Below are 26,193 nucleotides of genomic sequence, written 5' to 3' on the forward strand. Positions count from 1 at the left end.
TTATGTTTCATTCGCCGGTAAAGCGTTCCGAACTGTCCGCGCACAGCCTGCTGAACGAACGGTTTAAAACCGGCGACTTTCTGGACTGCTTCAGTGTTGAATCCAATCTTCCGCCGCGCCGGGCCGCGGAAATCATCACCGCGTTCCCCGGATGGGCGCTGGCATTGGTTCGGCTGCGCGGCCTGTTGGTGACACCCTTTGGCCTCAGCACGACCGGCCCGGATGCTGACGACAAGCTGGGGATCTTCCCGGTTGAACATGATGGCAGGACCGAGGTGATCGCAGGTTTCAACGATCGCCACCTGGATTTCCGGGTGTCCGTCCTGTCGGAAAACGGCCGCATCTCGCTGGCCACATGGGTCCGACGCCATAACCTTGGCGGGCGCCTGTACCTGGCTGCGATCCTGCCATTTCACATCCTGATCGCGCGAAACGCGCTTGCGCGTTTGAAAAGCGCAAGCACATGACCCAAAAGGTCTAACCCGCGGCCGCAGCGGTCAACTTGGCGAGCGCACCGCGCATCTTCTCGACTACAGGTGACTTTTCGACGTCATCCAGCTCGTCCATCGTTTCCTTGGGGTCTTCATAGGCCAACCAGACCTGACCGTTCCCATCCTCATACGCCTGCACCTTGAGCGGCAGGAACAATCCTGCACGCGGATCGATCTGCATGGCCGGCGTGCCCAGCGCAGGATTGCCGAAAATCAGCACTTGATTGGCCGGAATGGGCGTACCGACCTTTTCCGCCCCGGCCGCGTGGTCGATACGGGCGAAGACAGTGGCCCCTGCGTTGCCAACCGCTGCTTCCAGCGCATCCAGCGCCTCGGCTACGGATTTGTTCGTTTGAACTTTGATGATGTCGTCAGCCATGGCGGCCAAAGCCCCTCCGAGCGAAAAAATTGCAGCAAGTATCAAGCTACGCATGTCGGTATTCCTTCTGTAATATTCACTCCAATTCTCACAGGTTTTGGAAATCTGACAATCACAAGTCTGGCATCAGCAAAGCTTTGCCAGAATTGATGACGCCCATTTTATCCTGGCTTTGAAGAACAATCCGACCAGAAGCCAAACATTTCACTGGGTTGAGCCATAATTCGGGCGGAATCCCCGCTTCACTCCTTCGTCAAACACAACAACCCGGGTGGCAAACGTGAGTGTTTCCAACCTAGACGTTCCCAAAACGTCCAGCTTCGGATCGGCAACCATTGCGATCTTCTGTGCGGCGATTTTCACGAGCGCCAGTCTTCTGTTCTTTGTCCAGCCGCTTTTTGCCAAACTGGTTCTTCCAAAAATCGGCGGCGCCCCGGCGGTCTGGACGACGGCTATGCTGTTTTTCCAAGTGGTGCTGATATTCGGGTATGTTTACGCGCACCTGTTGACCAAGTTTCTGCCCTTGCGCTGGCAGATCATCGCCCATTTTGCCTTTTGGGTGGCGGCGCTGACTTTCCTACCGCTGTCCACCAGCGAAAGCTGGAGCTATGACGCCTCGACCTCGACCGCGCTGCAAACGCTTGGCCTGTTCGCCGTAGGTGTGGGTGTACCTTTTGCGGTATTGTCGGCAAATGCGCCCCTGTTGCAGGCCTGGTACGCCAGGTCGGGCGGGCCTTCGGCGGATGATCCGTATTTCCTCTACAGCGCCAGCAATGTCGGATCCTTGCTGGCGTTGTTGGCCTTCCCCCTGGTTGCGGATCCTTTTTTTGGCGCAGCCGAGATCAGCCGTGCCTGGCTGGTCGGCTTCGTGCTGCTCGGCGCGCTTTTGCTTGGCAGTGGCATGATCGCCTTGCGGGGATCACGGCACACGAAGCCGTCGGTTCAAACGGCGCTCAAGGCCAGTTTCCCGACCCTGCGGCAGATCGCTGTCTGGGTGTTCGTCGCCTTCATCCCCTCTTCCTTGATGCTGTCCTTCACAACGCGGGTTAGCACGGATCTGGGTGCTCTCCCGTTGATCTGGGTTGTTCCGCTGGCGGTCTATATCCTGTCCTTCATCATCGCGTTTGCCAAATGGAAACACCTGACGCTTGACGCCTTTAACCTGCCCATGCTGGCGGCGCTGGCGGCGGGTGTCTTACTGGTGTCCAAGGTGGTCAGCGAGCATGACGCGCCGGTGGTTATTCTGCTCTATGTCCCGGTGTTGTTCATCATCGCCCTTTTTGCGCACCGCCTGCTGTACGACATGCGCCCATCCGCCGAGCAATTGACCGTGTTCTACATCGCCCTTTCCATGGGCGGAGCAATTGGCGGGCTGTTCAACTCGATCGTTGCGCCGATTGCCTTCACACGTGAGTTGGAGGCGCCAATCACCATGATTCTGGCCGGAGGCTTGTTTCTTGTCCGCGCCCCGGGATTTGCCCTTCGCCATGTCATCATGGGCATCGCGGCAAGTGTTTTCATCCTCGTCATCGCAGGCGCGACACGCGGCGTCGCGGCGCTGAGCGCGGATATCCCGCGTGCAGGCGCGCTGTTCGTGCTGATATTCGCAGTGCTGTACCTGTTCCGGGCGCAGGCCATGCGTATCCCTGTGGTTCTTACCGTCGTTCTGCTTCCCGCATTTGCGGTAAAGAACAATCCGGTGTTCGAAGATCGCAGCTTTTTCGGCGTGCATTCCGTGTATTCAAGCAAGGGCTACCGTCTTTGCAAGAACGGCACCACGGTGCATGGCTGGCAACGCGAATCCGAATATGGCACTCGACCCACGCCGCTGTCCTATTATCACCCCGAAGGACCGATGGCGCAGGTCATCACGTCGGACTTCGGCAAGCAATCCAACAGCATCGGAATTGTCGGTCTTGGAACAGGTGCACTGGCCTGCTATCGGCAGCCTGCTCAAAACTGGGACTTCTTCGAGATCGACGCGACCGTTGACCAGATCGCACGCGACCCTTCGCTGTTCACCTATCTGTCGGAATGCACGCCCGATTCCGAGACCCATCTGGGTGACGCCCGGATCGTTCTGAAGCAAAAGCCTTTTGCCTTCGATATCCTGGTTTTGGATGCGTACAGCTCGGACGCGATTCCGCTTCACCTGATCACACGCGAGGCGGTAGAGATGTACACCAGCCGCCTGGCCGATGATGGGGTTTTGGTGTTCCACATCACAAACCGGTTCTACGATCTGGTCCAGCCTTTGGCCCGAATTGCCGACAGCCTGAACCTGACCGCTGCGCATCAGCAGCTGGCCGTGGGTAAAGAGCAGGTTGAAACCGGAGCCGCCACCAGCAGCGTTGTGATCCTGAGCCCCGACAAATCCCGAATTGAGAGTTTTGCGCAGGATGGAAACTGGCAAATCGTCGAAACCGACGGAGCGCTGCCATGGACCGATGGTAAGGCAAACCTGCTTTCGGCACTGAAACTGCTGAAGAACCGGGATCACTAAGCCCCCCGCTCCGCCCATGGCCCGTGCTACCAGGGCCATGGGTGGCAAAACGTCTGTGGCATCGGCGGCGCTTTGTCGGTAAAGGTCCGGCAACGAAGGACGATCAGATGCTGAAGACCCGGATCATTCCCTGCCTTGATGTTGCCGATGGCCGCGTGGTCAAAGGCGTGAATTTCGTCGGTCTGCGCGATGCGGGCGATCCCGTGGAATCGGCCAAGGCGTATGACGCCGCAGGCGCGGACGAAATCTGTTTTCTTGATATCCACGCAACCCACGAAAACCGCGGCACCATGTTCGATGTGGTACAGCGCACCGCCGAGCAGTGCTTTGTACCTCTGACAGTCGGCGGCGGGGTTCGCACCAGGGATGATGTCCGCGCCCTGTTGCTGGCGGGGGCAGACAAGGTCAGCTTCAACTCGGCAGCCGTCGCCAATCCCGACGTGATCGCGGAATCAGCAGATCAATTCGGCAGCCAGTGCATCGTCTGCGCCATCGACGCCAAGACGGTCAGCCCCGGAAAGTGGGAGATTTTCACGCATGGCGGCCGCAAGCCAACGGGCATTGATGCGGTCGAGTTCGCAAAAACTGTTGTCGCCAAAGGCGCCGGGGAAATTCTGCTGACCTCGATGGACCGCGACGGCACCAAGGCTGGCTTCAACCTGCCCCTGACCCGCGCGATTTCCGATTCCGTGGATGTGCCCGTGATCGCAAGCGGCGGTGTCGGTAATTTGGACCATCTGGTCGAAGGCGTCACCCAAGGTGGCGCAAGTGCGGTGCTTGCAGCCTCGATCTTCCATTTCGGAGAATACACGATCCGCGAAGCCAAAGAGCATATGGCCGCCGCAGGCATTCCGATGAGGCTGACATGAGCATTCTGCACGACCTTGCTGCCACGATTAAGGCGCGTAAAGGGGCTGATCCCGATTCAAGCTGGACAGCCAAGCTGCTTGCAAAGGGTCCCGAGAAATGCGCCGAGAAGTTTGGTGAAGAAGCCATCGAAGCCATCATCGAAGCCACAAAGGGCGATCAGGCCAAGCTGACCGCCGAAGCCGCAGACGTGCTGTATCACCTGCTGGTCATGCTGGCCGCCCGGGACGTGGCGCTGGAGGATGTTCTGGCCGAACTTGCGCGCCGTCAGGGCATCAGCGGCATTGCCGAAAAAGCCGCCCGCCCCAAAGGGTAACGGCCGGGTTCCGCGCCGCCGCAACGCCCGCTATACTCGGGCGTCAGAATGACAGGCCGAGGGCGCGACATGATCCGAATTTTGATGCTTGTGGCAACGCTTGCCATCGTTGCGGCATGTGCGGCGCCTCCCCCTTCGACCGGGGATGAGGTGCAACGCCTGACAGCCGAGATTCAGCGTCTTGGCCCGGATATCGATCCGGAAGAAGCCCGCCGGGCGGCGCAAGTCGCCTATTCCTATACCGCGCAGCTGGTGGACGAATACCAGATCACCGACCCGCCGCTGATCCACAATGCGAAGGTCAACAAGGGATTGCGCCCGCGTGGTCTGTGCTGGCATTGGGCCGAGGATATCGAGCGTCGTCTGAAACAGGAAAACTTCCAGACGCTGGAATTGCACCGCGCCATCGCCAACGCCGACAATCCGTTGAGGATCGACCACAGCACCGCGATTATCAGTCGCAAGGGTGAATCGCTGTATGAGGGCGTCGTGCTGGATCCGTGGCGCTATGGCGGGGTTTTGTTCTGGTCACCTCTGGTCGAGGATACCCGATATGATTGGGTCCCTCGGGACGTGGTGCTGGAAAAACGACGACAGGAACAGGTTGCCCGCCTGAAACCCTATCAGCCAGCAACGCCCTAAAGCTTGGACGAGATGATCCCGGTGGAAAACCCACCCATGCGCAGCTCGCCAAACAGGCGCTGATACTCGATCTTCGGACAGCGGTTCATCACGACGTCCACACCGCGGGCCTCGGCCTTGGCTGCCGCTTCAGGGTGTTCAACCCCGATCTGCATCCAGATCGTTCCGAGGGACGGGAACCCCTCCAACGCTTCGTCCACGATGGGCGGCACGGATTCGGACCGTCGGAAGATGTCTACCATGTCCACGGGTTCGGATATCTCCGAAAGGCTGCCGCGTACCGTCTGGCCAAACAGGTCGTTCCCGGCATGGCCCGGATTGACCGGGATCACGTTGAACCCTTTCAACGACAGGTAGCGGGCGACGTAGTAGCTGGGCCGCACCGGGTTCATGGACACCCCGACAACGGCAACGGACTTGGTGCGTTGCAGAATGGTTCTCAGGTGCTGATCGGAATAGTCTGGCATACCCTATCCTTAGCAGGGTTCCAAAAAGAAAAAAGCGCCCAAGAAACCTTGGGCGCCAGTTGTTGGAACGAGGGACAGTGAAATGACCCGCGGCAGTTCCATTCCGCGGTCACTGTGACATTTAGGCATATATTTGTTAAAAAAAAGAGGGGCGGCGCATTTTTGTGATGACTCTTCACAATTAGCTGATTCCCGCTCATTCGTGATAGAGGATTGCCGGCCAGTTTTCTTCAGCCAACTCAATGTATTCTGCCTGATCCTGCTTCCAGATTTCTTCGATCTCGATCGAGTGTGTCAGGTACAGACGACCATCCACGACTTTCCAGGCCTTGGGGTCCGAGCTCTTCAGAACGCCCATCGCCATTGCATATGAACAATACCCGCCGAACTGCGGCGCGAAAGCACGGGGATTGCTTTCGAACAGCTCGCGGTTCTCCTGCGAGGTGAAATGCCACCGCGCCCCTTTCCACATCACGGAATTCTCGGGCATGCCCATGATCGGCGTAGAACCGTCGAAATAGGACACGGCGTCATACCCGGCCAACGCCACCCCTTCGGTGGCGTAGTAAACGGGCCTTTCCTGCGCATACGTGGCAGGCGCCAGAAAAAAAGCGCACAGCGCGCCAAGTGTGAAACGTCGGGTCAGCATTGCCATGTCAGAATCTGAAATCACTGGGGTATCAAGATGCAATTTTTTACTGCATGCGGAACCCCTGTTGACGTGGATGTGAACGATCTTCACCCAAAAACGTTCAATCGAAAATGTCTTCGATCACATCCCAGGCTTCATCGAACACGCGCGAGAACATGCTCTTTTTCTTCTTTTTTCGCTTGGCCTTCCGCGGAGGGGCATGAGAAACCGCAGATCGCACTGTTTTGGCAGGCGCGGCCTTCCGCTTAGGCAGCATCTTCAGATCGTGCAAAGGTGCGCCACAACTGGAACAGCTCAGCTCGTGCCGTTCTTTGCCCCTCAGGACCAGCGCAGCCCGGGTCCCGCAATAGCAGCAGGTCGCAATTTTGGATGGACCGGAAATAGCGCTCTCCTTTTTTTGTCAGGGCCGGGATGCATATAAGGCGATTGCCGCCGCATTTGAGACATTCAGCGATCCGAATCCCCCGGCTGCGTCAATTTTCACCAATTGATCCACGGTTTCCTTCGTCTTTTGGCGCAATCCCGGGCCTTCCGCCCCCAGAACAAGTGCGACGGGGCGGTCCCGACCGTCGCTCAGCGCGCCTTCGATCGTTACCTCTGCTTCACCATCCAACCCAAGGACCAGAAATCCCATATTCTGTAGTTCAACAATTGCGTCGGCCAAGTTGCGCATCCGCAGATAGGGTTGACGCTCCAGCGCGCCGCTGGCGGTTTTTGCCAGGGCCCCGGTCTCGGGCGCGGAATGGTGGCGGGTGCCTATGACGGCACTGGCACCCAGAACTTCGGCCGAGCGCAGAATCGCCCCGACATTGTGCGGGTCCGTAACGCGGTCCAGAAGGATAACGCGTGGATTTTCCCGACCGATGCAATTTTCGGCCAGTCCGCCCCAATCCAACGGCTTCACCTCCAACGCGGCACCCTGGTGCACCGAGCCTGCATCGATGGGCGCCGAGAACTTGCGCGGATCAGCCATCTCGGGCTCGATACCAGAGAATTCAATCGCTTCCGCCAGTTTGTCCCGCGCATTGCGCGTTACGATCAGGCGCAATTTCTGCCGATTGGGGTTCATCAAAGCGTCGCGAACTGCATGCAGACCGAACAGCCAAACGGTTTCAGCAGCCGCGGCCTTGCGCGCCTGTTCCTTCTCAACGACCCATTTGGGTTTCTTCATTTTGCGGGCCTCCGGGCCGGGAATTCGGTTTCCTGCGCCAAAGCGAAATTTTCCTGTTGACGCTCCTTTGGTGCGCTAGTAATCACGCCTCCACGTCAGGTGCAACGCCTGACAGTGGGCGACAGGCCGCAAGGTGTGGCAGGGGACTGTAACTCCCTCGCGGAGACGCACGCCTGGTTCGATTCCAGGGTCGCCCACCATCTTTCCCGTAGAATTCAAAGATGGCCAGAACGCATTGCCCGCGCGAGCTTATGTGCATGCTTGTGCGCAATGATGGCTGCAAAGACTCGTAAAAGTTGCGAAACAGGGCACCGCCCGCTAGTCTGTTCACGTATTTGCGAGGGATTTGTTATGAGATTGATACTGGCGGCTATTGCCGTGTGTGTCGCAGGCGCGGCGAATGCGCTGACGATTACGTTTGATAATAATTTTCCAAATGATCCCCAAAGCGGCCTGACAACATATCAGGGAACCAGCCAAGGTTTCACCTTTGACTATGGTGCGGTCTACAATTTTGGAAATCAGATTAATTTCCATGATGACAACGGTGTGCTGTCAACCGTCGTGCAGGCCGTAAACGGGACGAAATTTACTGTGCAGTCCGTCGATCTTTGGGGGTTGTCACGTGTGTTCAAGACTGGATCCGGCCCTGCACCCGCACTTGGAACGCAGGCCTACAACCAGTGGCTCAAGGCGGGTACTGCAACAGTTCCAACCCTGACATTTTCGGGGCTTCTGAACGGTGCCACAGTTGCGACGCAGACGTTCGGACCTTCGGCTTTGAACACTTTTAGTTTTTCAAGTGGGTTCACGGCCATTGATCAACTTTTGATCACGCTGAACGTCCCCAACGCAGTCAAATTCCCCTTTGGCCTTGGGTCAAACACCGTTTGGTGCGACCAATGGTGTGGCGAATTTAACGTGGATAACCTGCAGGTTGCACCGGTCCCCCTGCCCGCAAGCGGGCTGCTTTTGATCGGGGCCGTTCTGGGCCTGTTCGGGTACCGCAGGCTTAAGACAACCTAGTTGCACCCAACATCAAAAAAACGGCGCTGATTGTTGGTCAGCGCCGTTTTTTGTTTCTTAACCAAGGGTTTGGAAGGTTCTATTCTGCCGCCGGGCGCAGTTCCGATACCTTGTTGAACCACGCCTCGATTGCATCCAGATCCGCCGGAAGGGCTTCCGCTGCGCCATCCGCGAAAGTCTGGAATTTCTCTTCGTTCAAACCGTTCACGCCGACCAGCACCGGGATATCCATCGCCAGGGCTTCGCCGATCACGGGGCGGAATCCACGCCCATCGGATTCATGCTTGCCGAATTTGTTGATGATCAGCAATTGGGGCGCGCCCGCCAGCGAGGCAGTCACATATCCCACCGCCTGTTCCAGCGCTGCCGGGTCCAGACGGCAGCCGCGCGACTGGGTGCCCAGCGACTGCGAAATGCGGATGGTTTCACCGTCGGGAAGCACGCGCAAGTCCATATCGCATTTGCTGCTGTCGGCGCATTCCGTGTTTGTTTGCACGACACCGGCCAGTTTTGCTCCGGAGGCCAGCAGGCGGTCCGCAACGGCGCTCAGCAGGCGGTCCGTCGCGCCGCGATCGGTGGTGGTGACATAGGCCAGATGCATCTTGGATCTCTTGTAATTCGTTTGTGACGTTTCAAATAGCACGCATCACACCGCCCGGCCACTCCCTCGTTCACGGAAGCGGGGACAGGCCAATCACGGGAGCGTGCAGGTGAAGCAGAACCGCATAGGCGGCAAGTGCGGCCAGCCACACCCCGGGACGCGGCCAGGGCCGCGGTGCGCTCAGTGAGAACCGCGCCGTGTTGCGGGACAAGCGGACCCATTCAAAGCCCATTTCCCGCGACTTGCGCCGGTCGACAAGGGCCATGCCCATGGCTGCAAAACCGGCAAACAGGCCGAACAGAATCACATGTGACAGGCTGCCATTGGCAAGGAGATGTGCCACCGCCCACAGCATCAGCGCGGCAAGGATCGGGTGTCGGGTGGTGCGCAGGATACCGGGCTGTTCTGGGTCAAAGGGCCGATAGCCCAGCCCTCCGAATGAGAACGGGTTCTGAATGATCAGCCCCGCAACAGCCAGCCAGCAGACCACCGGCATGATCAGGACCGGCGCCCAGCGCAAAACCGCAAATGGCGGAATGACCTCGACATAAGGAGCGTTGGCAGCGGCGATGATCAACCACGCCAGGACGGCCAGCGACAGAACCGAATAGGCCGTGAAATACCCCCGGCGTCCGAGTGTATCGATCAGCCATCCGCGTATGGCGGGTCGCACCGGAATCGCGTGGCTGAGAAGGAATGTGACGAGCGCTGCAAGGAATAGGACCCAACCGGTCATGGTGATCTCCGCGTTATTGGGATCGGTCTAGATCAGGACGGCACTGGTATCCTTGTCCAAAATCAAGTTCGGCGCAGGGGCGGTGCATCGCCCCTGCCCTGTTTACAATCCAAGCGCCGCGCGGCGTTCTTCGGCAAACCCCTGCACGATGCGGTCGGCAATCAGCGCCAGAATCGCCATCGCGGCCCCGGCCGAAATGCCAAGCCCCACATCTGCCTGACCCAGCGCCAGATAGATCGACTGCCCCAGACCCGTGGTGCCAATAAGGGCGGCGATCACCAGCATCGCAAAGGCATAAAGGATGGTCTGGTTCAACCCCAGCAGGATCGTGGGCGCGGCATAGGGCGCGCGCACGTCGCGCATGATCTGCCACTCGGTCGCACCGCTTGAGATCGCGGCCTCCATCATCTCGTCCGGCGTGTTGACCAACCCGTGCCGCGTGTAGCGGATCATGGGCACGATCGCATAGGCGCAGATTGCCAAAAAGGCCGAGAACTCGCCGATCTGGAACACCATGAGAACCGGGATCAGGAACACGAACAGAGGGATTGTCTGCAACATGTCGCAGATCGGACGGACCACTTTCCACACCGGTTCCCAGACCGCGCTGGCAAGGCCGATCAGGCCGCCGACCACGGCACAGGAAAACACCGCCGCACCGCTGAGGTAAAGCGACAAGAGCGCTCTCTCCCACAGGCCCGAAACGAGGATAGTGCAAAGCAGCCCCACGCACAGCGCCGCCAGACGCCAGCCCCCCGCGACCCAGCCCAGAGCAGCGGCGCCGGTCAGGACAAAGGGCCACGGCAGGTTGGCAATGCCGGTTTCCAGCATTCCAATCAGAATCATGACGATCAGACCACCCGTCAGCCGCCCACGCCATGCCATCAACAGCGCGATCCCGGCACCTGCGGCAAACAGGCCAAAGCTCATGCCCGGCGTCCACTGGAAGCCCCAGGTGAAGGGCAGCACCGCCTGATCCAGACCGATCCGCAAAGGCAGCAGCACATAGAAAAGTGAGTTGTTCTTGAGCGCATCCAACCATGGGCCATTGGCCTGAGTGAACGCGGTCAGGCCGCTGTCCACGGCCTCGGCCATCGGATCCAGCAAGGTCAGTTCGGATGGGTTCGGCAACCACGCCCAGAAGGCGGCCGTGAAGACCACGGCGAAACCCAACATCGCCCAGACAACCCGGCTGTCATAACGTTTGCGCTCGGTCGCCAAGGTGCCGCTCATGCGATCTATGACGACGGCAAAGACCACGATGACCAGACCCGCCATCAGAGACTCCCCGAACTGCGCCTTGCGCATGGTCAGCAGAACCTCCCAGCCGATATCGTTGAACCCACCGATGACGGCGGCAATGATGACCATGGACAAGGCCGCCATCAGACACTGGTTCACACCGACCATGATCTGCGTCGTGGCGGCGGGAATTTCGACCTGAAACAGTTGCTGAAAACGCGTGCCACCGGACATGATGGCGGCCTCTTTGATCTCGGGCTCCACCCGTTCCAGCCCCAGCATCACGTTGCGCGCCATGGGCGGCGCAGCATAGATGGCCGAGGCGATCAGACCGACAACCGGGCCAAAGCCAAAGAGCAGCAACAGTGGTGTCAGATATGCGAAGGTCGGCACCGTCTGCATGACATCCAGAACCGCCTGAACGAAGGATTTCACCCGCGGTACCTCGTTGGCGAGGATGCCGATGCCACCACCCAGTATCAACGCCACCGGAACGGATACTGCGACCAAGGCCAGCGTGTTCATGCTCTCAGCCCAGTAACCCGACGCCAGAACAAAGCTGAGGCCCAGAAAGCCCAGCGCGGCCATGGGCAAACCGCCCAGATACCAGCCCAGCGCGGTCACGATCCCGATCAGAATGGGCCATGGTGTGTTGCCAAGAACGAAATTCGCCCAGTTCATCGGATAGGTCATCAAATCCGAGAACAACCGCATCGCCGGTTTGATCAGGTTCAGAAACCAGTCCAGAAACGTGCCCACCCATTGGGTTGCAGGCAGTTCCCACGCGGCGGGCCATTTGACCAGCCATGGGGCGATGCCCTCGAGTGCAAGGCAAACCGCACCGACGACAACCGTGATCAGGGCGGCCTTGGCGCCTGCCGTCAGCCGCGCGCCGTGCTGCGTCGGAAACTCAGCTACGGCGGTCATGTTTCGTCCACCTGAAGCGCGGCAGCCAGATCGGAAGGGTGCACCGTGCCAACGACATTGCCATCGGCATCCCGCACCGGCACGGGTTCATAAAGTTCCATGCAATGGGCCAGGGCCGCGTCCAGTGTCATCGATGTGGTCAGGCCGGGATCGTCCGGGCCGCACTCTGCCTCGTTTCGCATGACCGAGGCGACCTTGGCATGCTGCCCCTTGGCGACGTCCTTCGAGAATTCGCGCACATAGTCATCGACGGGTCGCAGGACGATATCCGTGGGCGTGCCGATCTGCACGATCTTGCCGTCCCGCATGATGGCAATACGGTCAGCCAGCTTAAGCGCTTCCTGAATATCGTGGGTGATGAAGACGATCGACTTCTTCAACGTCGCTTGAATGCGCAGGAATTCATCCTGCAACTGGCGACGGATCAGTGGATCAAGCGCCGAGAACGGTTCGTCCAGAAACCAGATGTCAGGGTTTACGGCAAGACTGCGGGCGATACCCACCCGCTGCCGCTGCCCGCCGGAAAGTTGTCGCGGGAAGCTGTCTTCGCGCCCTTCCAGACCGACCAGCGAAATCACTTCCTGCGCGCGGTCCAGCCGTTCCTTTTTGCCCACGCCCTGAACGCGCAGAGGATATGCGACGTTTTCAGCAACGGTCATGTGGGGGAACAGGCCGAAATGCTGGAACACCATGCCCAGTTTTTTCCGGCGCAGCTCGGTCAGGGCCTTTTTTGAGGCGCCTATGACATTCTCGCCATCCACCCGAATTTCACCACCGGTGCCCGGCAGCAGTTGCGAGATACAGCGGATCAGCGTGGATTTGCCCGAGCCCGACAGGCCCATGATGACGAAAAGTTCACCTTCCTGAACTTCGAAATTGGCATCCTGAACGGCGGGGATCAGCCCCTGTTCGCGAAGGGCGACGGCAGCCTTGTCGGCGTCATTCCCTGACCGAGACAGCGCGTCGGTCAGGGCTTTGTCAGCGCCCGGGCCAAACACCTGCCAGAGATTCCGGCAGGCGATGGCTGGCACAGTCGTGTCAGTCACCTAAGTGGCTCACTTGGTCGCCGCGTCGACAACAGGACGCCATTTGTCTTCGTTCTCGGCCATCCATGCGGCGACAACTTCTTCGACCTGACCGCCGTCGACATCGATCGCGCCCATCATCGGCTGCTGGTCTTCGACCGCCAGTTGATAGTTGGACAGGATCTCATAGGCGGCCGGCCACTTTTCTTCCAGGCCGCTCCAGCCGGCTTTGAAGATGCGCGATGGCGAAAAGTCGCAATCGTTTACCGCGTTCGGGTTCGGACCCCACGCCGGATCGTTAAAACATGCCTCTTCACCTGCGGGCAGTTCAACGAACTGCACGTCATAGGCAGACATCGCCCAGTGCGGCTGCCAGAATGTGATCAGCAGCGGCGATTTACGCTCGGTCGATGCGCGAAGTTCAGCGATCAGGGCACCTTCGGAACCGGCGGGGACAGCCTTGAACGGCAGCTCAAGGCCAGTCATGCGATCCGCACCAGGCGTGCCCCAGTCGGCCGGATAGTCGACCAGACGGCCACCGGGCAGAGTTTCCGCCGTGGCGAACACCTGCGCGCAGTCTTTCAGCGCTTCCCACGCAGGCAAGCCGGGGCACAGATCAGCGACATGCGCCGGGTATGCGATACCTTCCTTGGCATCCAGGCCAAGATCGCCGATTTCGACAACCGTGCCTTCCTCGATCTTCTTTGCATATTCATCCGAAACATTGGACGACCAGATTTCAAGCGTCGCGTCGATGTCTCCATCGGCCAGCGCCTGAAACTGGTTCATCATGCCGGCGGTCACATATTCCACGTTATAACCGGCGGCCTTGAGCATTTCACCCGCCACATGCGTGGTCACGTGCTGACCGGTCCATTCGTTGATCGCCAGTTTGATCGGCTCGTCCACGGCCCCCATATCCGCCGCATGCGCCGCACCGGCAACGGTCAGGGCCATAAGGCTTACACTCAGTTTTTTCATGGATTTTCTCCCTGTCTTATTTGTTTTGCCCACCCCGGCAGGGGTTTCCCGCCGGTGTCTTTGTCTGATGACAATACCATGCCGCAACATGCACAAATTTGGTCGGAAAAGGAAAGTGATCAGTTTGTAACAGCGCGGCTTTCTTGCCGCTGAAGCGTTGATTTTTTCCCGCAGGCGCCGCAAGGACCCCAGCCCAACCCGCCATTATCCCCCGCCCCGGGGCACGGAATGTTGACTGACGAGTCAATCACAAACCGTTTTAAACCCGTTTGTCGAGCATTTCTTTGACAGTTCAGTGTTTTTCTTGTTCGGGCCGAGTTTCATTTCCGGTCAAGTGGCTTTCGAACACCGAAAATTCCCATTGCAAAAGGAAGGCAAAACAAAACACTCTTCCTAAGACAGCTTTGAGGTTGGGTTCATGCGTTCATTTGACGAGATCTTTGATATTGCCGCCTCTCGCCACGGTGGGATCGAAGCCTTTGAAGCACAGCTGAACAAGCCCAAAAGCCACGAAGAACTGGCGGCGATGCCCGACGACCGGTGGCTATCGATCATCACGAAATGCGTCTTTCAGGCCGGTTTCAACTGGAAGGTCATCGAAAACAAATGGGATGGATTCGAGGCCGCCTTTGACGGCTTCGATGTGGGCCGGTGTGCGTTCATGGATGATGAAAAGTTCGATTCCCTGCTGCAAGACACACGCATTGTCCGCAATGGAACCAAGATCGCAGCAGTGCGGGACAACGCGGCGTTCCTTTTGGAACTGCGCAACGAAGGCGGCGCGGGCCAGGTTCTGGGGGGCTGGCCCTCTGATGACTATGTCAACCTTCTAGCCATGCTGGCCAAACGCGGGTCTCGTCTTGGCGGGGCTTCGGCGCAATATGCAATGCGTTTTGCGGGCCGCGACAGTTTCATTCTATCGCAGGACGTCACCGCCCGTCTGATCGCCGAGGGCGTGATCGACAAACCCGCTACGTCGAAAAAAGCCATGGCGGCGGTACAACGGGCCTTCAATTCCTGGATGGATCAATCCGGGCGGTCTTTGACGGAAATCAGCCGGGTTCTGGCCATGAGCCTGTGAAAACCGTTTGCGGATCGCAAGCAGAGGACTAGGATTCACCTCATGGTTCTGCGCGTATTCCTGTGTGCTCTTTTATTGCTGTCCTCTTGCGGCCGTCCGTTGACAAAGCAAGAGCGCGACTTTGCGGATGCCATTCAGGGCGAGACCCTGAATCTGGACAGCGTGCGATTGGTCCAAGGCGCGCCGGTTACCAATGTGACGTATTTCCGCGAAGAGCGGCCACGTCTGGCCTGCCGCGAGCGCATCCTTCCTCCGGTAGAACCCGGGCCGGTGACCGGCAGGCCCGCAGCCGTGGCCCTGTTCAACAAGGTCTATTTTGCGCGCGACTGGTATCTGGAAGACTACATGTCCGATTTTCCGGATCAGATGAACCTGGTGGCCGCGATGCTGCTGGCCCATGAACTGACGCATGTCTGGCAGTGGCAGAATCGCCGGACCACCGGTTACCACCCGTTGCGAGCAGCGGCGGAACATGGTGGGCGCAGCGACCCGTATCTTTTTGACCTCGAAACCTCGCCGGACTTCCTGTCCTACGGGTTTGAACAGCAGGGCGCCATCGTTGAGGAATACGTTTGCTGCCGTGCGCTGGACCCTCAGGCCACCCGAACCAAACGGCTGCACAGGATGCTGAGTGCGCATTTTGATCTGTCCCCGCTTCCGCAAAAAGGGCGTGAGCGCGCGATCTTGCTTCCCTGGAGCGAGGCCGAGATCGACGGGATTTGCAGCGGAACCTAATTCTTCTGAAGTGTTTCCAGATAGGCCACCAGATCCACGATGGGCTGGCTCGTCAGAATTGGCTGACCCTGCGGCGTTTTCATGGATGTGTCCTGCCCGTCAAAATAAGGACCATAAACCGGCATAGGGCTACCATGGCTGACCAGCGGATCCCGACCATCAATGCGGGCGACAACGCGGGCAGTCGGGAACACGCCCTCTTCGTTGGACAAAGCGGTCAGATCACTTGGTTGAACCACCAGCACGGCTGCCATCGGACCCTGACCCATCGCATCGATTCCGTGGCAGGTCGCGCAATGGTGCATATAGAGTTCCTCTCCGGTCTTCGCGTCCTGAGCCCAGGCGGCCTGCGAGGCAGCAGCCGAAACCCCAAGAACCATTACACTGATTGTTGCCTTGAACATCGTATCCTCCTGCCTGGATTGGCATTTGCAGGGTTGCCCGATGACCGTCTTGGCGCAATGATCCAGATCAACGAATAAGGTACAGAGGTTTCGGGCAATGACACAATACGCCGCCATCATGCTGGCCGCCGGATTTGGAATTCCGATCCTGGCCGCGCTCAACGCGGCGCTGGGAAAAGTCATCGGGTCGCCAACTGCGGCAGCTGTTGTGCTGTTTGCCATTGCCTTCGCCGCCTCCGCCTTGGTCATGGCGCTGTTTCCCGGATTTGCGGCCTTGTCCAAGGTTGCCAATGCGCCGAAACACCTGTTGCTTGCAGGTGTCCTGATTGCTTTCTATGTCCTGTCGATCACCCATGTCGCACCACATTTCGGGGTGGGCAATGCAGTGTTCTTTGTGCTGCTCGGGCAATTGATCAGCGCTGCGGCCATCGACCATTTCGGCCTGTTCGGCGCACAGGTCGAACCGCTTACGCTTATGCGGATGAGCGGGATCGCCGTCATGGCCATTGGCGTTGCGATCACTCAACTGGCCTGAGCACCCCGCCCTCAAGCCGGACCATCCGGTCCATGCGCGCTGCCAGGTCAAGATTGTGCGTTGCTATCAACGCCGACAACCCTTCGTCCCGCACCAGCTCCATCAGTGTATCAAAGACCTGATCCGAGGTTTCGGGGTCCAGATTACCCGTCGGTTCATCCGCCAACAAAACACGGGGCGCATTCGCCAAGGCCCGGCAAAACGCCACCCGCTGCTGTTCCCCACCAGAGAGTGCGGCGGGGCGATGGCTGGCGCGTGCGGCCACACCGACACGGTCCAGCAGATCCAGCGCTCGGGCCTGTGCGGCCTTGTCCGGTACACCATTGGCCAGTTGCGGCAGGGTGATGTTTTCTAAGGCCGTGAATTCCGGCAGCAAGTGGTGGAATTGATACACGAACCCGATATCCTGCCGACGCAGTGCGGTTCTGGTCCGGTCGCCCTTGCCCGATACGTTCTGCCCGCCGATTTCAACGGTTCCTTCGTCGGGCATGTCCAGCAGACCAGCAATATGCAGAAGCGTTGATTTACCTGCCCCAGAGGGCGCAACCATCGCTACGGCCTCACCCGCGCGCAGATCCAGATCAACTCCGCGTAGAACCTGCACCTCGCCCGGTTTGCCTTTCAGATAGGTCTTGGTCAGACCTTTCAGACGCAATGTGACATCATTCATAGCGCAACGCCTCGACCGGGTTCAGCCGCGCCGCTCGACGGGCAGGGAAATAGGTGACGACAAAGGACAGGCCAAGCGACAGGCCGATCGCCTTGAGCACGTCGCTCAGATGCAGCTCGGCGGGCAAGGCATAGATGCCCCGGATCGACGGATCCCAGACGCCGCCGCCCATCACGTAATTCACGAAGGAAAAGATCGGATCGATATAGATCGCAAAAAGGCATCCCAGGATGACCCCCATTGCCGTTCCGATCAGGCCGGTAAAAGCGCCGCAGATGAAAAAGACACGCAGAACCGATCCTTCGCTCAGGCCAATGGTGCGCAGGATGCCGATGTCGCGCCCCTTGTTCTTGACCAGCATGATCAGGCCCGAAACGATATTCATCGCGGCGATCAGAACGAGGATTGAAAGGATGATGAACATCACGTTGTCTTCAACTTCCAATGCCCGCAGAAAGCCTCCGGATGCATCCTGCCAGGTCCAGATCTGGCTGCGCTCGCCCGATGCTTCGAGAATCGAAATCAGGATCGGGCCCAGGTCTTCGGGGTTGTCCACCATCACTTCTATTTCATCGGCCACACCTTCGCGATTGAAAAAGCCCTGCGCCTGCGAAAACGGCATGTAGACGCGGGTGCGGTCGATGTCATAGCGCCCGGCCGAGAACACATAGACAACGCGATAGGCATTCACGCGGGGCGACGTACCAAAGGCGGTTTTGACGCCGTTGGGCGACGTCAACTTGACGACATCCCCGACCGTTGCCCCGATGCTGCGCGCCACGCCTGAACCAATTGCGATGACATCCTCACCCGCCTGGAATTCAGACAAGTCCCCCACAGCCTGCTCTGCCTGGGCAATTCCAGGCAGATCACGCAGATCGTCGGGTCGGATTCCAAACACCTCGACCCCGCTGCTGCGGTCGCGGTTGGTGATCAGTACCTGCCCCTTTACCAAGGGAGCCGCGCGTTGAACACCGGGCACTTGCGCGACCCGGGCCGCGCGTTCCTCAAAGTCAGCGATTGTGCGATCCACCCGCCCCTGCGCATCAATCTCGCCTGACGAATAGACCGTCACATGCGCGTTGGCGCCCAGAATGGTGCCAACAAATTCCGAACGGAAGCCGGACCGGACCGCCAATGTCGCGATCAGGGCAAACACTGCCAATGTGATTCCGATCAGAGAAATCCAGGTCATCACACTGACGCCGCCCTCGGCCCTGCGGGCCCGCAGATAACGCCATGCGATTTTCCATTCAAAAGGGGCAAAGGGCGGGGGTGTCTTGGCCATGCCTGCTCCGGGGTGTTCATGTTCGCGGGGACAGTTTCGACATTTCACCCGATGGTCAAGCCGGTTGTCATTCCGAACCCGTTCCTCAGCCTGAACGAGCCGAATCAATCCGGTTGCCCAGCACTGTGGCTGGGCCAAACGGATGACTTGGAATTCTGGCGCTACACCATGAGTTGTGAAGCGCATCACAGACAAACTGGTATTGTTTCATGTATGAAGTTAATCGTCGCGCTTTGTGAGCTCCTGAATCGAAAAGGCAACAATGGGCGCGAAATTTTATTACTCTTTTTGATTATTTTCAGAAACTTTGTCACCCTGTATGTGGGGGAACACATTTAAGGAGCGGGGGTCGCTCAATGAATTTTCAAATTTCAACCAACGGTGCGGGGGTTATTCCGTCTCGCCAAGCATCAAAAGAACTGGATTGTGAAACAGCGGCGCTGCTGCGTGCGGCCATTCGGCCGATCTTTGCCAGCGCGGCAAGCTGGGGCAACTTGACTGATATCCTGAAAGACAAAGGGTACCGTCTGGTTTTCCGGCAAGGACGTCTGTGTATCACAGATCGCATTACGGACGCGCGGGTTTGCGGGTTGCGATTTCTGGGTCTTGAGTTTCGCGACCTGGTCAACCGGCTGGGCCGTCCGATCGTGGTCGCACGCGGCGATGGCGCCAACGGCGACATCCTTGCAACGCGCCCGACGGCAGACCAAGACTGACGTCTGAACCAATCAAATTGGTCAGTTCACATTTGGTGGCCAAGCCAATCGCATGGCCACCTTCGCGAAATGGATCTGTGTTGCGTGACAGCAAGACCCGTCACCGGTGACGGTGCTCAGGCAATCTGCTGGTAGATTTCAGCAACTTTGGTAACGGCCGCCTCGGGGCTCAGTTCCTCGCTTTCACCGGTCCGGCGGCAAGTCAGTTCAACGACACCATTCTTCAGGCCACGCGGCCCGACCGTGATCCGCCAGGGCAGACCAATCAGATCCATGGTCGCAAACTTGCCCCCTGCCCGTTCATTGCGGTCATCATAAAGCGGCTCCAGCCCCAAGGCAGTCAGAGCATTGTAGATTTTGTCACAGGCCGCATCCGCTTCTTCATCGCCCTGCTTCAGGTTCACGATGCCGCAATGGAACGGGGTCACGCCCTCGGGCCAGATAATGCCTTTGTCGTCATGGCTGGCCTCGATGATTGCGCCGACCAGACGGCTGACGCCGATCCCGTGGCTGCCCATATGCACCGGAACCGGTTTTCCATCCGGGCCCTGCACGGTGGCGCCCAGCGGCTCGGAATACTTCGTGCCGAAATAGAAGATCTGCCCAACTTCGATACCACGCGCCACGCGGCGGCGTTCTTCGGGGATCTGATTGAACAGCGCCTCGTCATGCGTTTCATCCGTGCGCGCGTATTTCGAGGTGAACTCTTCCAGGATCGCCTGACACTGTTCGCGGCTGTCATAGTCAATCTCACGATCACCAAAGGTCAGATCGGTGACGGCGCTGTCATAGAAGACCTCGGATTCACCAGTGTCAGCCAACACCAGGAACTCATGGGTGTCATCGCCGCCGATGGGCCCCGAATCCGCGCGCATCGGGATCGCCTGAAGGCCCATACGCTCGTAGGTGCGCAGATAGCTGACAAGATGGCGGTTATAGGCGTGCAGCGCATCTTCCTTGGTGAGGTCGAAGTTGTAGCCGTCCTTCATATAGAACTCGCGCCCTCGCATCACACCGAAACGCGGGCGGATTTCGTCGCGGAACTTCCACTGGATCTGATAGAGGGTCAGCGGAAGGTCTTTGTAGCTGTTCACGTGACCGCGGAAAATATCGGTCACCAGTTCTTCGGCCGTGGGCGTGAAAAGCATGTCCCGGTCATGCCGGTCCTTCATGCGCAGCATTTCCTGCCCGTAATCGTCATAGCGGCCGGATTCGCGCCACAGATCCGCCGATTGGATGATGGGCATCTGGATCGCGATGTGACCAGCCCGGGCCTGTTCCTCGTGGACGATGTTTTCCAGCTTGCGCAGCACTTTGAAGCCCAGCGGCAGCCAGGAATAAATCCCCGCAGAAGCCTGCTTGATCATCCCGGCACGCAGCATCAGCCGGTGGCTAACGATCTGGGCCTCGGACGGGTTTTCCTTGAGAACGGGCAGAAAGTAACGGCTGAGGCGCATGAACGATCCTATTTGTCTAGCGAAAGCCCGAATGCTCTACGCGATCCACAAAGGCTAGGCAAGGCGCCGCATCATTCAGGCTTGCGCAGCAAATAAGTGTAATAGTTGCACGAACCAAAGAACGTGCCTTCCCGCGCGGCTGTTTTCTGACCTTCGGCCCATTTCAAGGCGGTCTCGGCGTCGATTGCGCCTGCCTGAATGCAGGGGCCGACATAGGCGTCGATCATGTTTCCGAAAAACGAGGTCTGGCCAGCCTCGGCCAGCAATTCCGGGATGAAACCGGAAACTTCCAGCCCCGTCTGCCGGGCCAGGAACGGAAGATGCCGCAGAACGAACGGATTGCCGACCACCGTCTGCAAGATCGCGTTCACCGCCATCGCGTTGGCGTCAGGGTCGCCAGCGCCGATCGTCAACGACGCATAGTCGCCATCGAAAATGGCGATCGTGCCGCCGGGCCGCGTCAGTCGCGCGGCTTCCTCCAGCATCGCCGCCGGGTCCACCACATGGCTGATCACCGTATGCGCGATGACGATATCAAAGCTACCTTCGCCGTCACCGGTGTTCCGGGAATCCGCAACCTCGTACCGTATGCGCCCCGCCAACCCCGCAGCGTCCGTCTTTTCCATTGCGACCTTGATCAGTTCCGCCGCCAGATCCGACCCGACAATCTCGCACTCCGGGCCGACCCGGTCGGCCAGCGCCCGCGTCACGACGCCCGTGCCACAGCCCAGATCGACGATGCGGCGGCACGAGGCCCAGTCGAGCCGGTCGAAATAGCGTTCGCGCATTTTTATGAAATCCGGCATTTCGCCGCGAAATTCCAGACGGTCCGCAACGACGCGAACCGTGTCTTCCCCCTGTTGATCCAGGCTCTGATAGATGTCGGGCATTGCTTCGTCCCCCAAGGCAGGGCGTCAGTATAGCACGTTTCGGCCCGGTACGTCGGCTCTCTGCGCTGGCGGGCTGTGAATGCGACGCCCGGCAATGGCGCGTTTGCGACCCAAGGTCAGTCGGGTTTTTGATTGACCCGCCAATTGGGAATTTCAATTGTGACGGGAACACCAACCCCAGGAGGCACTGTTGCAGACAATTCAGGAACCCGCCCGGCAGATACCTGTCATCCACCAGACCGATATTCTGGTCGTGGGCTCTGGCCCGGCCGGGTTGGCAGCAGCGCTGGCAGCGGCCCGTGTAGGCGCAGACGTGTCGCTGGTTGACCGGTTCGGCTGTATGGGCGGCAACATCACTGCCGTCGGCGTCGAAGGATTCGCCTGGTACCGGCACGAGCAAACCGTCGAGGCCGGCGGCATCGGGATGGAGTTCGAAACCCGCGCCAAAGAAATGGGCGCGGCGGTGCCCGAAAGCCAGTCGCTCAGTTATGAACTGGACAGCGAAGGGTTCAAGCTGGTGGCGGACAAGTTGGTCGAAGAGGCGGGAGTTCACCCGATGCTGCACCGGCAATTCGTCGCCCCCATCATGGAAGGGGACCGGATCACTGGTATCATTACCGAGTCCAAGGCCGGGCGCGAGGCGATACTGGCCAAGGTGGTAATCGATGCCACCGGTGACGCCGATGTGGCCCATCGGGCGGGGGCCCCGACGCACAAAACCGCTCGGGAGGACATGATGGCGGCGTCTGTCATGTTCCATCTGGCCGGGGTGGACAAGCGCGCCTTTATCGAGGGCGTCAAGGCCGACCCGCAGACCTACAAGGACTGGGGCGGCGGTGGTGAGTGGAACATCGAAACCAGCGGCAAAGAGGACGACATGTTCTCGCCCTTCGTGCACAAGCCCTTCCAGCAGGCCATCGATCAGGGGCTGATCCCGCCGCATCTGAATACCATTGCCGGCACCTGGGGCGCGATGCATGACACGGGCGAGCTGACCTACATGAACCTCATCCATCTGGCCGAGATTGATGGGACCGACCCCGACAGCCTGACACGTGGCGAGATCGAAGGCCGCCGTCAGACCATGCTGGCCATCGAGGCGCTGCGCCGGTTCATGCCGGGATGCGAAAACGCGCGGCTTCGGAATTTCGGGATGACCATCGGTATCCGCGACACCCGCAAGATCGATGCGGTCTACAACATGACCGAAAACGACGCCCGCCATCAGGGCCGGTTCGAGGACACGATCGGCATCTATCCCGAATTCATCGACGGCTATGGCATTCTGATCCTGCCGACCACGGGGCGGTACATGCAGGTCCCCTACCGCTCGATGCTGCCCAGGGGCGTCAAGGGCCTGCTGGTCGCCGGGCGGTCGCATGGCGCGGACCGGGTGGCCCATGCCGCCACGCGCAACATGGCCTGCTGCGCCGTCATGGGCCAGGGCGCGGGAATCGCCGCAGCGGTATCATTGAAAAGCAATCAGGAGCTGGACCAGCTGAATCTGGCACCTGTTCACGCGGAACTGCAACGTCAGGGGGTCAGGATTCACTGATGGACAGAATTCCGACCATAGACATCTCGCCGCTTTCCGATCCCGGCAGCGCAGCCTTTGCCGCAACGGTACAAGGCATAATTGAGGCCTGCACAGGAATCGGGTTTCTGTCCATCACCGGGACAGGTGTGTCCCAGCAGACAGTGAATCACGTCCGTCAAACCACAAGAGAGATCTTTGCCATCAATGAATCCCGCAAATGGGATCAGGCCATCACGCGCAAGAATTATCGCGGTTATATCCCGATGGGTTTATTCACACCGAATGACGGATCCGGCAAGGCCGACAAATACGAGGGTTACAAGCTGCACCACGAGGTTGCCGCCACCGACCCTGTGCGCTCTGAATGTGCCCTGTACGGCCCAAACCTGTGGCCCGCCGAAGTTCCCAGCGCCAAAGAGGTCATCCTGGATTATTGGCGTCAATTGGATCAGGTCACTGATGTGTTGTTGGGCGCGTTGGAATCCGGCCTGAACTTGACCTCTGGCATTTTGCGCGACGCGTTCCGCAATCCGATGACCAATATGACATTGCTGCACTATCCCCCGCAGGCCGCGGAAGAAGCGGGCTATGGCATCCATCCGCACAAGGATACGGACGCACTGACCATCATCGCGCCCGATCCGGTGGGCGGGCTCGAGGTGCAGACCCGCAGCGGCAAGTGGATTTCACCAGACTGCCCACTCGGTGGTTTCGTGGTGAATATCGGCGACATGCTGGAACTTTGGTCAGGCGGGCGATTGAAATCCACGCCACATCGGGTGGTCAACCGGTCGGGCAAGGAACGGTATTCTTTCCCTTATTTCGCCGTACCCCGCCATGACGTCATTGTTGAACCATTGTTGCCCGCCCTGCCCGGTTTCGACCGTCCGGCGGTTCATTGCGGCCACTGGTCGGCAGAAATCTGGCGCACCAACTGGCCCGATGAAGCCGCAGAAGAAGACACCCCTGAACTGGGGACGTTGCACGATTGAAGCGGGCAAAGCCCCTGCCCATGAAGCGCTTGCATCATGGGCTTTGATGCGCCAAGAACGCCTGCAAGTGCCTGAACAAGGGGATCACGATGGCTTTGCCGGTAAAGGATCAGCTGAGATACTGGGGCGTCGCCGCGGCGGTTTTTGTTTTGATCCTCTGGGCTTTGGGGGATGTCCTGCTGCCCTTCGTCATAGGCGGAGCAATTGCGTATTTCCTTGATCCCGTTGCGGATCGGCTGGAGAGGTTGGGCCTGTCGCGCATCGCAGCCACAGCCGTCATCACCGTCATCGGGATTTTGGGGTTTATATTGGCGATCCTGATGGTCGTGCCCGCCCTGATTACCCAGTTGCTGGATCTGATCGACGTTCTGCCAGACCTGTTCAAGCAATTGCGCGGGTTCATTGAAAAACAATTCCCGTCGCTGCTGGACCGGGAATCAAACACTCATCAGATGCTGGTGTCCTTCGGCGACATGCTGAAATCCAAGACTGGTGATGTTCTGCAAACGGTTCTTGCCTCACTTGGGTCTGCGATAAACATTGTTGTCCTTCTGGTGATCGTGCCCGTTGTGGCCGTTTACCTGCTGCTGGACTGGGATCGCATGGTCGCTCGCATCGGAGAACTCCTGCCGCGTGATCATGCCCCCACCATCAGGCGGCTGGCCGGTGAGATTGACGCCGTGCTGGCCTCTTTCGTGCGCGGGATGGGAACGGTCTGCCTGATCCTAGGTACCTACTATGCCGTCGCGCTGATGCTTGCCGGTCTGCAATTCGGCCTGATCGTGGGGTTCATCGCGGGGCTGGTCACGTTCATCCCCTATCTGGGTGCCCTGATCGGAGGCTCATTGGCCATCGGGCTGGCGCTGTTTCAGTTTTGGGGTGATTGGGCACATGTCGGACTGATCGCGGGGATCTTTGCCATCGGACAGGTCACCGAGGGGAATTTCCTGACACCCAAACTGGTAGGCAGCTCTGTCGGGCTGCACCCGGTCTGGCTGCTGCTGGCGCTGTCGGTCTTTGGGGCCTTGTTCGGCTTTGTCGGCATGCTGATCGCCGTGCCCGTGGCCGCAGCATTGGGCGTGCTGGCCCGATTTGCCACATCGCTGTACCTGGACAGCCGACTTTATACCGGTCTTGAACGTCAGGATCAGGAAACCGAGTAAATGGCCCGACAACTCAGCTTTGATCTGCCCGCCAAAACTGCGCTCGGGCGAGAGGACTTTTTTGTGTCGCCTGCCAATGCCTTGGCCGTGGCGATGATCTCGGCCACATCCTGGCCGGGAAACAAGCTTGTTCTGACCGGTCCGGCTGGCGCTGGTAAAACCCATCTGGCACATGTCTGGGCCGCGGAAACCGGCGGGCGCATCATTCAGGCCGCCGATTTGCGGTATGACGACGTGCCGGATCTGGCACGCAGGCCGATTGCCGTCGAAGACGTGCCCATGATCGCCGACGATGCCGACCAGCAGAAAACGCTGTTTCACCTGCACAATCTGGTTCTGGCCGAAGGGAACGCCCTGCTGATGACGGGTCGGCTGGCCCCGAAGTTCTGGGAATTGCCACTGGCCGATCTGCAAAGCCGGGTCGAAGGCGCCCATCACGTGGCGCTGGATCCGCCCGACGATGCGTTGCTGGGTGCGGTTCTGGCCAAACTGTTCGTAGATCGGCAGCTGAACCCCGGCCCCGAGGTAATCGCCTATCTGGTCAAACACATGGATCGTCGATTTGAAACTGCGGCCGACGTGGTGGCGCAGCTGGATCAATTGGCCCTTATGGAAAAGCGCGACATCACCCGTTCCTTGGCCGTGCGGGTTCTGAACATGAGCCCGGACGAGATCGAGACCAATGATTGACCCGCTGAC

At 59.0% G+C, this 26,193-nt stretch carries 30 protein-coding genes and 1 tRNA gene; 16 read left to right on the top strand and 15 right to left on the bottom strand.

Translation table 11 applies throughout. The features are described from left to right. The first annotated feature begins 2 nt into the window (after positions 1-2). Complete coding sequence (locus ACR3E6_RS00545; protein ID WP_209832496.1) at positions 3-467, top strand: DUF2867 domain-containing protein; 465 nt, start codon at positions 3-5, stop codon at positions 465-467. A gap of 10 nt (positions 468-477) precedes the next feature. On the opposite strand, the gene ACR3E6_RS00550 is transcribed toward ACR3E6_RS00545, so the two are convergent. After that, positions 478-924 (bottom strand): DUF302 domain-containing protein, encoded by a 447-nt coding sequence (locus ACR3E6_RS00550; protein ID WP_253284940.1) that lies wholly within the window; start codon positions 922-924, stop codon positions 478-480. Between the two features lie 226 nt (positions 925-1,150). Between ACR3E6_RS00550 and ACR3E6_RS00555 the strand changes: the two genes are divergently transcribed. From ACR3E6_RS00555 to ACR3E6_RS00570, 4 genes are all read left to right on the top strand, one after another. After that, positions 1,151-3,373 (top strand): spermidine synthase, encoded by a 2,223-nt coding sequence (locus tag ACR3E6_RS00555; protein ID WP_480485294.1) that lies wholly within the window; start codon positions 1,151-1,153, stop codon positions 3,371-3,373. Between the two features lie 107 nt (positions 3,374-3,480). After that, positions 3,481-4,242: an imidazole glycerol phosphate synthase subunit HisF gene (gene hisF / locus ACR3E6_RS00560; RefSeq protein ID WP_480485296.1), complete on the top strand. Its 762-nt coding sequence runs from the start codon at positions 3,481-3,483 to the stop codon at positions 4,240-4,242. Next, a complete protein-coding gene (locus tag ACR3E6_RS00565; protein WP_171630951.1) occupies positions 4,239-4,556 on the top strand; it encodes a phosphoribosyl-ATP diphosphatase in 318 nt (105 codons plus the stop codon). The genes hisF and ACR3E6_RS00565 overlap by 4 nt, the downstream gene beginning before the upstream one ends. 69 nt (positions 4,557-4,625) lie before the next feature. Continuing rightward, entirely contained in the window at positions 4,626-5,198 is a 573-nt protein-coding gene (locus tag ACR3E6_RS00570; RefSeq protein ID WP_171114881.1) for a hypothetical protein, read from the top strand. On the opposite strand, the gene ACR3E6_RS00575 is transcribed toward ACR3E6_RS00570, so the two are convergent. From ACR3E6_RS00575 to rlmB, 4 genes are all read right to left on the bottom strand, one after another. Continuing rightward, positions 5,195-5,665: a CoA-binding protein gene (locus ACR3E6_RS00575; protein ID WP_171630948.1), complete on the bottom strand. Its 471-nt coding sequence runs from the start codon at positions 5,663-5,665 to the stop codon at positions 5,195-5,197. The genes ACR3E6_RS00570 and ACR3E6_RS00575 overlap by 4 nt on opposite strands. A gap of 196 nt (positions 5,666-5,861) precedes the next feature. After that, complete coding sequence (locus ACR3E6_RS00580) at positions 5,862-6,338, bottom strand: YHS domain-containing (seleno)protein (protein ID WP_480485299.1); 477 nt, start codon at positions 6,336-6,338, stop codon at positions 5,862-5,864. Between the two features lie 79 nt (positions 6,339-6,417). After that, entirely contained in the window at positions 6,418-6,699 is a 282-nt protein-coding gene (locus ACR3E6_RS00585) for a hypothetical protein (RefSeq protein ID WP_371732231.1), read from the bottom strand. A gap of 18 nt (positions 6,700-6,717) precedes the next feature. Further along, a complete protein-coding gene (gene rlmB, locus ACR3E6_RS00590; RefSeq protein WP_480485301.1) occupies positions 6,718-7,488 on the bottom strand; it encodes a 23S rRNA (guanosine(2251)-2'-O)-methyltransferase RlmB in 771 nt (256 codons plus the stop codon). 116 nt (positions 7,489-7,604) lie between these two features. Between rlmB and ACR3E6_RS00595 the strand changes: the two genes are divergently transcribed. Together ACR3E6_RS00595 and ACR3E6_RS00600 are read left to right on the top strand one after the other, a co-directional pair. Beyond that, positions 7,605-7,688: transfer RNA gene (locus ACR3E6_RS00595), tRNA-Tyr, on the top strand. A gap of 73 nt (positions 7,689-7,761) precedes the next feature. Continuing rightward, on the top strand, positions 7,762-8,514 hold the full coding sequence (locus tag ACR3E6_RS00600) for a hypothetical protein (protein WP_480485303.1): 753 nt from the start codon (positions 7,762-7,764) through the stop codon (positions 8,512-8,514). Positions 8,515-8,593: 79 nt separating this feature from the next. Here ACR3E6_RS00600 and ACR3E6_RS00605 read toward each other — a convergent pair whose 3' ends face one another. The 5 genes from ACR3E6_RS00605 to ACR3E6_RS00625 form a co-directional block, all read right to left on the bottom strand. Beyond that, positions 8,594-9,115, bottom strand: coding sequence for a DUF2478 domain-containing protein (locus ACR3E6_RS00605; RefSeq protein WP_480485304.1), 522 nt, complete (start codon positions 9,113-9,115; stop codon positions 8,594-8,596). Positions 9,116-9,185: 70 nt separating this feature from the next. Continuing rightward, positions 9,186-9,851, bottom strand: coding sequence for an NnrU family protein (locus ACR3E6_RS00610; protein WP_480485306.1), 666 nt, complete (start codon positions 9,849-9,851; stop codon positions 9,186-9,188). A 102-nt stretch (positions 9,852-9,953) separates the two neighbouring features. Beyond that, positions 9,954-12,020, bottom strand: coding sequence for an ABC transporter permease (locus tag ACR3E6_RS00615; RefSeq protein ID WP_480485308.1), 2,067 nt, complete (start codon positions 12,018-12,020; stop codon positions 9,954-9,956). After that, a complete protein-coding gene (locus ACR3E6_RS00620) occupies positions 12,017-13,066 on the bottom strand; it encodes a quaternary amine ABC transporter ATP-binding protein (RefSeq protein ID WP_171630931.1) in 1,050 nt (349 codons plus the stop codon). The genes ACR3E6_RS00615 and ACR3E6_RS00620 overlap by 4 nt, the downstream gene beginning before the upstream one ends. 9 nt (positions 13,067-13,075) lie before the next feature. Then, complete coding sequence (locus tag ACR3E6_RS00625; RefSeq protein ID WP_171630927.1) at positions 13,076-14,026, bottom strand: ABC transporter substrate-binding protein; 951 nt, start codon at positions 14,024-14,026, stop codon at positions 13,076-13,078. A 418-nt stretch (positions 14,027-14,444) separates the two neighbouring features. Here ACR3E6_RS00625 and ACR3E6_RS00630 point away from each other — a divergent pair, with 418 nt between their 5' ends. Beyond that, positions 14,445-15,107, top strand: a complete 663-nt coding sequence (locus tag ACR3E6_RS00630) for a DNA-3-methyladenine glycosylase I (protein WP_209832490.1) — start codon at positions 14,445-14,447, stop codon at positions 15,105-15,107. A 42-nt stretch (positions 15,108-15,149) separates the two neighbouring features. Next, positions 15,150-15,842, top strand: coding sequence for a hypothetical protein (locus ACR3E6_RS00635; protein WP_480485311.1), 693 nt, complete (start codon positions 15,150-15,152; stop codon positions 15,840-15,842). Here ACR3E6_RS00635 and ACR3E6_RS00640 read toward each other — a convergent pair. Further along, on the bottom strand, positions 15,839-16,246 hold the full coding sequence (locus tag ACR3E6_RS00640) for a c-type cytochrome (RefSeq protein WP_171630919.1): 408 nt from the start codon (positions 16,244-16,246) through the stop codon (positions 15,839-15,841). The two genes, ACR3E6_RS00635 and ACR3E6_RS00640, sit on opposite strands and share 4 nt — an antisense overlap. A gap of 97 nt (positions 16,247-16,343) precedes the next feature. Here ACR3E6_RS00640 and ACR3E6_RS00645 point away from each other — a divergent pair, with 97 nt between their 5' ends. Next, entirely contained in the window at positions 16,344-16,781 is a 438-nt protein-coding gene (locus ACR3E6_RS00645) for a DMT family transporter (protein ID WP_480485313.1), read from the top strand. On the opposite strand, the gene ACR3E6_RS00650 is transcribed toward ACR3E6_RS00645, so the two are convergent. Both ACR3E6_RS00650 and ACR3E6_RS00655 read right to left on the bottom strand, forming a co-directional pair. Then, complete coding sequence (locus ACR3E6_RS00650) at positions 16,765-17,451, bottom strand: ABC transporter ATP-binding protein (RefSeq protein ID WP_480485315.1); 687 nt, start codon at positions 17,449-17,451, stop codon at positions 16,765-16,767. The two genes, ACR3E6_RS00645 and ACR3E6_RS00650, sit on opposite strands and share 17 nt — an antisense overlap. Further along, positions 17,444-18,739, bottom strand: a complete 1,296-nt coding sequence (locus tag ACR3E6_RS00655; protein WP_171722891.1) for a lipoprotein-releasing ABC transporter permease subunit — start codon at positions 18,737-18,739, stop codon at positions 17,444-17,446. The genes ACR3E6_RS00650 and ACR3E6_RS00655 overlap by 8 nt, the downstream gene beginning before the upstream one ends. A gap of 51 nt (positions 18,740-18,790) precedes the next feature. Between ACR3E6_RS00655 and ACR3E6_RS00660 the strand changes: the two genes are divergently transcribed. Further along, positions 18,791-19,078: a hypothetical protein gene (locus ACR3E6_RS00660; protein ID WP_480485317.1), complete on the top strand. Its 288-nt coding sequence runs from the start codon at positions 18,791-18,793 to the stop codon at positions 19,076-19,078. A 17-nt stretch (positions 19,079-19,095) separates the two neighbouring features. Further along, the gene (locus tag ACR3E6_RS00665; protein WP_480485319.1) at positions 19,096-19,455 is read left to right on the top strand and encodes a hypothetical protein; all 360 of its coding nucleotides are present in this window, start codon (positions 19,096-19,098) and stop codon (positions 19,453-19,455) included. Between the two features lie 116 nt (positions 19,456-19,571). Here ACR3E6_RS00665 and proS read toward each other — a convergent pair whose 3' ends face one another. Together proS and ACR3E6_RS00675 are read right to left on the bottom strand one after the other, a co-directional pair. Beyond that, positions 19,572-20,912 (bottom strand): proline--tRNA ligase, encoded by a 1,341-nt coding sequence (gene proS / locus ACR3E6_RS00670; protein WP_152458706.1) that lies wholly within the window; start codon positions 20,910-20,912, stop codon positions 19,572-19,574. A gap of 71 nt (positions 20,913-20,983) precedes the next feature. Beyond that, positions 20,984-21,802, bottom strand: coding sequence for a methyltransferase domain-containing protein (locus ACR3E6_RS00675; RefSeq protein WP_209832475.1), 819 nt, complete (start codon positions 21,800-21,802; stop codon positions 20,984-20,986). Between the two features lie 190 nt (positions 21,803-21,992). Between ACR3E6_RS00675 and ACR3E6_RS00680 the strand changes: the two genes are divergently transcribed. The 4 genes from ACR3E6_RS00680 (at position 21,993) to ACR3E6_RS00695 (ending at position 26,184) form a co-directional block, all read left to right on the top strand. Further along, complete coding sequence (locus ACR3E6_RS00680; protein WP_480485321.1) at positions 21,993-23,357, top strand: FAD-dependent oxidoreductase; 1,365 nt, start codon at positions 21,993-21,995, stop codon at positions 23,355-23,357. Next, positions 23,357-24,331, top strand: a complete 975-nt coding sequence (locus ACR3E6_RS00685) for an isopenicillin N synthase family dioxygenase (RefSeq protein WP_171722888.1) — start codon at positions 23,357-23,359, stop codon at positions 24,329-24,331. Before ACR3E6_RS00680 ends, ACR3E6_RS00685 begins: the two co-directional genes overlap by 1 nt. 89 nt (positions 24,332-24,420) lie before the next feature. After that, on the top strand, positions 24,421-25,494 hold the full coding sequence (locus tag ACR3E6_RS00690; protein WP_171722887.1) for an AI-2E family transporter: 1,074 nt from the start codon (positions 24,421-24,423) through the stop codon (positions 25,492-25,494). Continuing rightward, a complete protein-coding gene (locus ACR3E6_RS00695; RefSeq protein ID WP_171722886.1) occupies positions 25,495-26,184 on the top strand; it encodes a P-loop NTPase family protein in 690 nt (229 codons plus the stop codon). It begins immediately after the preceding gene. Positions 26,185-26,193: the final 9 nt, after the last annotated feature.

The organism is Ruegeria sp. AL3 (assembly GCF_056536065.1).